The organism is Pseudomonas sp. GM55, assembly GCF_000282395.1.
Lineage (GTDB): Bacteria > Pseudomonadota > Gammaproteobacteria > Pseudomonadales > Pseudomonadaceae > Aquipseudomonas > Aquipseudomonas fluorescens_CC.
This window is the reverse complement of record NZ_AKJJ01000089.1, coordinates 25,248-34,433: the sequence shown is the minus strand read 5'-3', so window position 1 is coordinate 34,433 and position 9,186 is coordinate 25,248. Positions and strand designations below refer to the sequence as shown.

The window sequence follows — 9,186 nt, the reverse complement described above, 5'->3', positions numbered from 1 at the left end:
GCGAGCCTGCTCGCGATGGTGGTCAACGATGACGCTGGGGGCCTGACACCCCGCGGCGTCCTCAGGATCATCGCGAGCAGGCTCGCTCCTACAAGGGATGGTGGGGATCCGGAAAAACATTGATCCAGAGCGACATCAACGCCAGAAAAATCCGCTAAAACGCACACCGCCGCTACTTGCTGTAACGCTCAAATAAGACAACTTCCCGAGCATCCGAGGGACAAACAGTTTGAAAACCAAGACAAACAATATTGATTATCATTCAGCTGCAACTATGTTCGTTACATTCCCTACAAAACATTATTTGCGAAAAGCCCCCTAATGCCCGCAACGCAAGGGCTGCCGGGCTTTGCAGACTCGCTATGTCCTTATTCCTATAAATAATTTCGCTATAGGAATTTTACTTGCCGGGTGTTTAGCCATAAAATCAGCGGGATTGATTGCTGCGACATATCGTCACTGCTTTGTTTCTTTTCAAGCTCAGAGACCTTTGCTCTCTGTTAAGGATTACCAGCATGCCCGAAGCGACAGGACTCATGGCCCACAACTGGGGCTTTGCCATTTTCCTTCTAGGCGTTGTCGGCCTCTGTGCCTTCATGCTGGGCGTTTCCAGCCTACTCGGGTCAAAAGCCTGGGGCCGCAGCAAAAACGAACCGTTCGAGTCCGGCATGCTACCTACAGGTAGCGCCCGCTTGCGGCTCTCAGCCAAATTCTATCTGGTCGCGATGCTCTTCGTGATCTTCGATATCGAAGCCCTCTTTCTCTTTGCATGGTCTGTGTCCGTCCGCGAAAGCGGCTGGACCGGATTCGTCGAAGCTCTCGTTTTCATAGCAATTCTGTTGGCAGGCCTTGTCTACCTATTCCGAGTGGGCGCCCTTGACTGGGCTCCGGAAGCTCGGCGCAAGCGGCAAGCGAAGCTGAAACAATGAGGCTTTGGCAATGCAATACAATCTCACCAGGATCGACCCCGATGCTCCTAACGAGCAGTATCCGATTGGCCAACGGGAAACCGTTTCCGATCCGTTAGAAGATCAAGTCCACAAAAACATTTTCATGGGCAAGCTCGAAGACGTGCTCAACGGCACGATCAACTGGGGGCGCAAGAACTCCCTGTGGCCGTATAACTTCGGTCTTTCGTGCTGCTACGTGGAAATGACCACCGCCTTCACGGCGCCCCACGACATCGCGCGCTTTGGCGCCGAGGTTATCCGGGCATCGCCGCGCCAGGCGGATTTCATGGTTATCGCCGGTACCTGCTTCATCAAGATGGCGCCGATCATTCAGCGTCTCTACGAGCAAATGCTCGAGCCTAAATGGGTCATCTCCATGGGTTCGTGCGCCAACTCCGGTGGCATGTACGACATCTACTCCGTCGTTCAAGGAGTGGACAAGTTCCTGCCCGTGGACGTCTACGTGCCTGGCTGCCCGCCCCGCCCTGAAGCTTTCCTGCAAGGCCTGATGCTGTTGCAGGAGTCGATTGGCCAGGAGCGTCGCCCACTTTCCTGGGTCGTTGGCGATCAAGGCGTGTACCGCGCCGAGATGCCTTCCGAAAAGGAAAAGCGCCGCGAACAGCGTATTCAGGTAACCAACCTGCGCAGCCCCGACGAAGTCTGATCCAGTTCTGCTGTTTCAAAGAAACGAAAAACTGGCTTCATTCTTTACGTTGACCGAAAGCGATAAATAACCATGACTACAGGCAGTGCTCTGTACATCCCGCCTTACAAGGCAGACGACCAGGATGTGGTCGTCGAACTGAACAACCGTTTTGGCCCGGAGGCGTTCACCGCCCAGCCTACCCGCACCGGCATGCCGGTGCTTTGGGTTGCCCGCGCCAAACTCGTCGAAGTCCTGACTTTCCTGCGCAACCTGCCCAAGCCGTACGTCATGCTCTATGACCTGCATGGCGTGGACGAGCGCCTGCGCACCAAGCGTCAGGGGCTGCCGAACGGCGTCGACTTCTCCGTGTTCTATCACCTGATGTCGATCGAACGTAATAGTGACGTAATGATCAAGGTCGCCTTGTCCGAGAGCGACCTCAGCCTGCCGACCGTCACCAGCATCTGGCCGAACGCCAACTGGTACGAGCGTGAAGTCTGGGACATGTACGGTATCGACTTCAAAGGCCACCCTCACCTGTCGCGCATCATGATGCCGCCGACCTGGGAAGGTCACCCGCTGCGCAAGGACTTCCCTGCCCGCGCCACCGAGTTTGACCCGTTCACCCTGAACCTGGCCAAGCAACAGCTCGAGGAAGAGTCTGCGCGCTTCAAGCCTGAAGACTGGGGCATGAAGCGTTCCGGCCCGAACGAGGACTACATGTTCCTCAACCTCGGCCCGAACCACCCGTCCGCGCACGGTGCGTTCCGCATCATTCTGCAGCTGGACGGTGAAGAGATCGTCGACTGCGTCCCGGACATCGGCTACCACCACCGTGGTGCCGAAAAAATGGCCGAGCGTCAGTCCTGGCACAGCTTCATCCCGTACACCGACCGTATCGACTACCTCGGCGGCGTGATGAACAACCTGCCGTATGTGCTCTCGGTCGAGAAGCTGGCCGGCATCAAGGTGCCGGAGAAGGTCGACGTCATCCGCATCATGATGGCCGAGTTCTTCCGGATCACCAGCCACCTGCTGTTCCTGGGTACCTACATCCAGGACGTCGGCGCCATGACCCCGGTGTTCTTCACCTTCACCGACCGTCAGCGTGCCTACACCGTGATCGAAGCCATCACCGGTTTCCGTCTGCACCCGGCCTGGTACCGTATTGGCGGCGTCGCCCACGACCTGCCACGCGGCTGGGAAAAGCTGGTCAAGGATTTCGTCGAGTGGATGCCCAAGCGTCTGGACGAATACCAGAAAGCCGCCCTGGACAACAGCATTCTGCGTGGCCGGACCATCGGCGTCGCCGACTACAACACCAAAGAGGCCCTGGAATGGGGCGTCACCGGTGCCGGCCTGCGTTCGACCGGTTGCGATTTCGACCTGCGTAAAGCGCGCCCGTACTCGGGCTACGAGAACTTCGAGTTCGAAGTGCCGCTGGCGGCCAACGGCGATGCCTACGACCGCTGCATCGTGCGTGTCGAGGAGATGCGCCAGAGCATCAGGATCATCGACCAGTGCCTGCGCAACATGCCGGAAGGCCCGTACAAGGCGGATCACCCGCTGACTACGCCGCCGCCGAAAGAGCGCACGCTGCAGCACATCGAAACCTTGATCACGCACTTCCTGCAGGTTTCGTGGGGCCCGGTCATGCCGGCCAACGAATCCTTCCAGATGATCGAAGCGACCAAGGGCATCAACAGTTATTACCTGACGAGCGATGGCGGCACCATGAGCTACCGCACCCGGATTCGTACCCCAAGCTTCCCGCACCTGCAGCAGATCCCTTCGGTGATCAAAGGCAGCATGGTCGCGGACTTGATTGCGTACCTGGGTAGTATCGATTTCGTTATGGCCGACGTGGACCGCTAAGCATGAACAGCACGCTTATCCAGACAGACCGTTTCACCTTGAGTGAAACCGAGCGCTCGGCCATCGAGCACGAGTTGCATCACTACGAAGACCCGCGCGCGGCGTCGATCGAAGCTCTGAAGATCGTCCAGAAGGAACGTGGCTGGGTGCCGGACGGTGCCCTCTACGCCATCGGCGAGATCCTCGGCATCCCGGCCAGCGACGTTGAAGGCGTGGCGACTTTCTATAGCCAGATCTTCCGCCAGCCGGTCGGCCGCCACATCATTCGCGTCTGCGACAGCATGGTCTGCTACATCGGCGGCCACGAGTCGGTGGTCAGCGAAATCCAGAGCAAGCTGGGCATCGGCCTGGGTCAGACCACCGCCGACGGTCGTTTCACCCTGCTGCCGGTCTGCTGCCTCGGCAACTGCGACAAGGCGCCGGCGTTGATGATCGACGACGACACTTTCGGTGATGTGCAGCCCGCAGGCGTTGCCAAATTGCTCGAGGGCTACGTATGACCCTGACTTCCTTCGGTCCAGCCAACCGCATCAAGCGTTCGGCCGAGACTCACCCGCTCACCTGGCGCCTGCGTGACGACGGCGAAGCCGTCTGGCTCGACGAATACCAGGCCAAGAACGGTTACGCCGCAGCGCGCAAGGCCTTCGCCGACATGGCTCAGGACGACATCGTCCAGACCGTGAAGGATTCCGGCCTCAAGGGTCGCGGCGGTGCAGGCTTCCCCACTGGCGTGAAGTGGGGCCTGATGCCCAAGGACGAATCCATCAACATCCGCTACCTGCTGTGCAACGCGGATGAAATGGAGCCCAACACCTGGAAAGACCGCATGCTGATGGAGCAACTGCCCCATCTGCTGATCGAAGGCATGCTGATCAGTGCCCGCGCACTGAAAACCTACCGCGGCTACATCTTCCTGCGTGGCGAATACACCACCGCCGCCAAGCACTTGAACCGTGCCGTGGAAGAAGCCAAGGCAGCAGGCCTGCTGGGCAAGAACATCCTGGGCAGCGGCTTCGATTTCGAGCTGTTCGTCCACACCGGCGCCGGGCGTTACATCTGCGGTGAAGAAACCGCACTGATCAACTCCCTCGAAGGCCGTCGTGCCAACCCGCGCTCCAAGCCGCCCTTCCCTGCCGCCGTTGGCGTGTGGGGCAAGCCGACCTGCGTGAACAACGTTGAAACCCTGTGCAACGTCCCGGCGATCATTGCCGACGGCGTGGACTGGTACAAATCGTTGGCCCGCGAAGGCAGCGATGACATGGGCACCAAGCTCATGGGCTTCTCCGGCAAGGTGAAGAACCCGGGCCTGTGGGAACTGCCATTCGGCGTCACCGGCCGCGAGTTGTTCGAAGACTACGCCGGCGGCATGCGCGACGGTTACAAGCTCAAGGCCTGGCAACCTGGCGGCGCCGGTACCGGCTTCCTGTTGCCGGAGCACCTGGACGCACAAATGTACGCCGGCGGCATCGCCAAAGTGGGCACCCGTATGGGTACCGGCCTGGCCATGGCGGTGGACGACAGCATCAACATGGTGTCCCTGCTGCGCAACATGGAGCAGTTCTTCGCTCGCGAATCCTGTGGCTTCTGCACCCCGTGCCGCGATGGCTTGCCATGGAGCGTCAAGCTCCTGATGGCCATCGAGAACGGCGAAGGCCAGCCAGGCGACATCGAGACCCTGCTGGGCCTGGTCGGCTTCCTCGGCCCGGGCAAGACCTTCTGTGCTCACGCACCGGGTGCCGTGGAGCCGTTGGGCAGCGCAATCAAATACTTCCGCCACGAGTTCGAAGCCGGCATCGCGCCTGTCAGCGCCGCCGTCCCGCCTCTGGCAAGGCCGATCGTAGTCGGCGCGTAAATGCTTAAAAAGGCGAAGGGTCCGTGCCCTTCGCTTTTCGTGTGATGACGCCGAAAGCGGCTGTGTTGATTCACGCGGATAACAAGATTCCATTAGCCACGCCCGCTGACACCGGGCCAACGAAGAACTTTGAACCATGGCCACTATCCACGTAGACGGCAAAGCGCTCGAAGTCGATGGGGCAGACAACCTGTTACAGGCATGTCTGTCTCTGGGCCTCGATATTCCGTATTTCTGCTGGCACCCTGCCTTGGGCAGCGTTGGCGCTTGCCGCCAGTGCGCGGTCAAGCAGTACACCGACGAGAACGACACCCGTGGTCGTATCGTCATGTCCTGCATGACCCCTGCCACCGACAACACCTGGATCTCCATCGACGATGAAGAGTCCAAGGCGTTCCGCGCCAGTGTTGTCGAATGGCTGATGACCAACCACCCTCACGACTGCCCGGTCTGTGAGGAAGGCGGTCACTGCCACTTGCAAGACATGACGGTAATGACCGGCCACAACGAGCGCCGTTACCGCTTCACCAAGCGTACCCACCAGAACCAGCAACTGGGCCCGTTCATTTCCCACGAAATGAACCGCTGCATCGCTTGCTACCGCTGCGTGCGCTTCTATAAAGACTACGCTGGCGGCACCGACCTCGGTGTGTACGGCGCCCACGACAACGTGTACTTCGGTCGCGTTGAAGATGGCACCCTGGAAAGCGAGTTCTCCGGCAACCTCACCGAGGTTTGCCCGACCGGCGTGTTCACCGACAAGACTCACTCCGAGCGCTACAACCGTAAATGGGACATGCAGTTCTCGCCGAGCATCTGCCATGGCTGCTCCAGCGGTTGCAACATCTCCCCGGGCGAGCGTTATGGCGAACTGCGTCGCATCGAAAACCGTTTCAACGGTTCGGTGAACCAGTACTTCCTGTGCGACCGTGGCCGTTTCGGCTATGGCTACGTCAACCGCGAAGACCGTCCACGCCAGCCGCTGCTGGCCAATGGCACCAAGTTGAGCCTCGACGAAGCACTGGATAAGGCCGCCGACCTGCTGCGCGGTCGCAACATCGTCGGTATCGGTTCGCCCCGCGCCAGCCTCGAAAGCAACTACGCGTTGCGCGAACTGGTCGGTGCCGAGCACTTCTACTCAGGTATCGAAGCCTCCGAACTGGAGCGCATCCGCCTGGTGCTGCAAGTGCTGAAAGACAGCCCGCTGCCAGTGCCGAACATGCGCGACATCGAAGACCACGACGCCGTGTTCGTCCTCGGTGAAGACCTGACCCAGACTGCTGCGCGCATGGCCCTGTCCCTGCGTCAATCGGTCAAGGGCAAGGCCGAAGACATGGCCGACGCCATGCGTGTCCAGCCTTGGCTCGACGCCGCCGTGAAGAACATCGGTCAGCACGCGCTGAACCCGCTGTTCATCGCCAGCCTGGCTGAAACCAAGCTCGACGACATCGCCGAAGAGTGCGTTCACGCCGCTCCCGACGACCTGGCCCGCATCGGTTTCGCCGTGGCTCACGCCCTCGACGCCAGCGCTCCAGCCGTTGAAGGCCTGGACGCTGAAGCCCTCGAACTGGCCAAGCGCATCGCCGACGCCCTGCTCGCGGCCAAGCGTCCACTGATCATCGCCGGTACTTCCCTGGGCTCCAAAGCCTTGATCGAAGCTGCCGCGAACATCGCCAAAGCCCTGAAGCTGCGTGAGAAGAACGGTTCCATCAGCCTGATCGTGCCAGAGGCCAACAGCCTCGGCCTGGCCATGCTCGGTGGCGAATCGGTCGACGCCGCACTGCAAGCCGTGATCGACGGTAAGGCCGACGCCATCGTCGTACTGGAAAACGATCTGTACACCCGTACCGACAAGGCCCGTGTCGATGCTGCCCTGACCGCCGCCAAGGTGCTGATCGTCGCCGACCATCAGAAGACCGCCACCAGCGATCGCGCGCACCTGGTCCTGCCAGCTGCCAGCTTCGCTGAAGGCGACGGTACCCTGGTCAGCCAGGAAGGCCGCGCCCAGCGCTTCTTCCAGGTCTTCGATCCGAAATACCTGGATGCGAGCATCCTGGTTCACGAAGGCTGGCGCTGGCTGCATGCCCTGCGCGCCACCCTGCTGAACCAGCCGATCGACTGGACCCAACTGGACCACGCCACCGCTGCCGTTGCTGCCAGTACGCCGCAACTGAACCGCATCGTCGATGCCGCACCGTCTGCCGCGTTCCGCATCAAGGGCTTGAAACTGGCCCGCGAACCGCTGCGTTACTCCGGTCGTACCGCCATGCGCGCCGACATCAGTGTGCACGAACCGCGTACCCCGCAGGACAAGGACACCGCGTTCGCCTTCTCGATGGAAGGTTACTCGGGTTCGGCCGAACCGCGTCAGCAAGTGCCATTCGCCTGGTCTCCGGGCTGGAACTCGCCGCAAGCCTGGAACAAGTTCCAGGACGAAGTCGGTGGTCACATCCGCGCTGGCGACCCGGGCACCCGCCTGATCGAAAGCAGCGGTGACTCGCTGAACTGGTTCGCCAGTGTTCCGCGCGCGTTCAATCCGGCCCAGGGCACCTGGCAGGTCGTGCCGTTCTTCCACCTGTTCGGCAGCGAAGAAAACTCTTCGAAAGCCGCTCCGGTTCAGGAACGCATTCCAGCGGCCTACGTCGCACTGGCCAAGTCCGAAGCCGACCGCCTGGGCGTCAACGACGGTGCCATGCTGAGCTTCAATGTCGCCGGCCAGACCTTGCGTCTACCGCTGCGCATCAATGAAGAGCTGGGCGCCGGTCTGGTGGCACTGCCTGCGGGCATCGCCGGCATTCCGCCAGCAATCTTTGGCAAATCCGTTGACGGTCTGCAGGAGGCAGCTCAATGACCTGGTTCACTCCTGAAGTGATCGACATCATCATCGCGGTCCTCAAGGCCGTGGTGATCCTGCTCGCCGTGGTGATCTGCGGCGCCCTGCTCAGTTGGGTCGAGCGTCGTCTGCTCGCCCTCTGGCAGGACCGTTACGGTCCGAACCGCGTGGGTCCGTTCGGTGCGTTCCAGATCGCTGCCGACATGATCAAGATGTTCTTCAAGGAAGACTGGACGCCGCCGTTCGCCGACAAAGTGATCTTCACTTTGGCGCCGGTGGTGGCCATGAGCGCCTTGCTGATTGCCTTCGCCATCATCCCGATCACCCCGACCTGGGGCGTGGCGGATATCAACATCGGCATCCTGTTCTTCTTCGCCATGGCCGGTCTCTCAGTCTACGCGGTGCTGTTCGCCGGCTGGTCCAGCAACAACAAGTTCGCCCTGCTGGGCAGCTTGCGGGCTTCGGCACAAACCGTGTCGTACGAAGTGTTCATGGGCCTGTCGCTGATGGGCATCGTGATCCAGGTTGGCTCGTTCAACATGCGCGACATCGTTGAATACCAGGCGCAGAACCTGTGGTTCGTCATTCCGCAGATCTTCGGCTTCCTGACCTTCTTCATCGCTGGCGTGGCCGTGACTCACCGTCACCCGTTCGACCAGCCGGAAGCGGAACAGGAACTGGCCGACGGTTACCACATTGAATACGCCGGCATGAAATGGGGCATGTTCTTCGTTGGTGAGTACATCGGCATCGTGTTGATTTCGGCGCTGCTGGTCACGCTGTTCTTCGGTGGCTGGCACGGTCCGTTCGACCTGCTGCCGCAGATCCCGTTCATCTGGTTCGCGCTGAAAACCGCGTTCTTCATCATGTTCTTCATCCTGCTGCGCGCTTCGATTCCGCGCCCACGGTATGACCAAGTGATGGACTTCAGCTGGAAGTTCTGCCTGCCGCTGACCCTCGTCAACATGCTGGTGACCGCTGCGATCGTGTTGCTCAACACGCCCGCCGTCGCGGCTCAGTGAGGATAGAG

Annotated in this window: 7 protein-coding genes; all 7 read left to right on the top strand. The window is 60.5% G+C overall.

What is annotated here, in order from left to right:
• The first annotated feature begins 515 nt into the window (after positions 1-515).
• The 7 genes from PMI31_RS21850 (at position 516) to nuoH (ending at position 9,178) form a co-directional block, all read left to right on the top strand.
• A complete protein-coding gene (locus PMI31_RS21850) occupies positions 516-929 on the top strand; it encodes an NADH-quinone oxidoreductase subunit A (RefSeq protein ID WP_008020718.1) in 414 nt (137 codons plus the stop codon).
• Between the two features lie 10 nt (positions 930-939).
• Positions 940-1,614: a NuoB/complex I 20 kDa subunit family protein gene (locus PMI31_RS21845; RefSeq protein ID WP_007970441.1), complete on the top strand. Its 675-nt coding sequence runs from the start codon at positions 940-942 to the stop codon at positions 1,612-1,614.
• 72 nt (positions 1,615-1,686) lie between these two features.
• Entirely contained in the window at positions 1,687-3,471 is a 1,785-nt protein-coding gene (nuoC, locus tag PMI31_RS21840; RefSeq protein ID WP_008020717.1) for an NADH-quinone oxidoreductase subunit C/D, read from the top strand.
• A gap of 2 nt (positions 3,472-3,473) precedes the next feature.
• Complete coding sequence (nuoE, locus tag PMI31_RS21835) at positions 3,474-3,971, top strand: NADH-quinone oxidoreductase subunit NuoE (protein ID WP_008020715.1); 498 nt, start codon at positions 3,474-3,476, stop codon at positions 3,969-3,971.
• A complete protein-coding gene (gene nuoF, locus PMI31_RS21830; RefSeq protein WP_008020713.1) occupies positions 3,968-5,323 on the top strand; it encodes an NADH-quinone oxidoreductase subunit NuoF in 1,356 nt (451 codons plus the stop codon). The genes nuoE and nuoF overlap by 4 nt, the downstream gene beginning before the upstream one ends.
• A gap of 136 nt (positions 5,324-5,459) precedes the next feature.
• Complete coding sequence (gene nuoG / locus PMI31_RS21825) at positions 5,460-8,174, top strand: NADH-quinone oxidoreductase subunit NuoG (RefSeq protein ID WP_008020711.1); 2,715 nt, start codon at positions 5,460-5,462, stop codon at positions 8,172-8,174.
• The gene (nuoH, locus tag PMI31_RS21820) at positions 8,171-9,178 is read left to right on the top strand and encodes an NADH-quinone oxidoreductase subunit NuoH (protein WP_008020708.1); all 1,008 of its coding nucleotides are present in this window, start codon (positions 8,171-8,173) and stop codon (positions 9,176-9,178) included. Before nuoG ends, nuoH begins: the two co-directional genes overlap by 4 nt.
• Positions 9,179-9,186: the final 8 nt, after the last annotated feature.

What these genes read in the sequence shown, in the direction of transcription:
- PMI31_RS21850 (WP_008020718.1), top strand. Translation starts at nt 516, where the DNA reads ATGCCCGAAGCGACAGGACTCATGGCCCACAACTGGGGCTTTGCCATT.
- PMI31_RS21845 (WP_007970441.1), top strand. Translation starts at nt 940, where the DNA reads ATGCAATACAATCTCACCAGGATCGACCCCGATGCTCCTAACGAGCAG.
- nuoC (WP_008020717.1), top strand. Translation starts at nt 1,687, where the DNA reads ATGACTACAGGCAGTGCTCTGTACATCCCGCCTTACAAGGCAGACGAC.
- nuoE (WP_008020715.1), top strand. Translation starts at nt 3,474, where the DNA reads ATGAACAGCACGCTTATCCAGACAGACCGTTTCACCTTGAGTGAAACC.
- nuoF (WP_008020713.1), top strand. Translation starts at nt 3,968, where the DNA reads ATGACCCTGACTTCCTTCGGTCCAGCCAACCGCATCAAGCGTTCGGCC.
- nuoG (WP_008020711.1), top strand. Translation starts at nt 5,460, where the DNA reads ATGGCCACTATCCACGTAGACGGCAAAGCGCTCGAAGTCGATGGGGCA.
- nuoH (WP_008020708.1), top strand. Translation starts at nt 8,171, where the DNA reads ATGACCTGGTTCACTCCTGAAGTGATCGACATCATCATCGCGGTCCTC.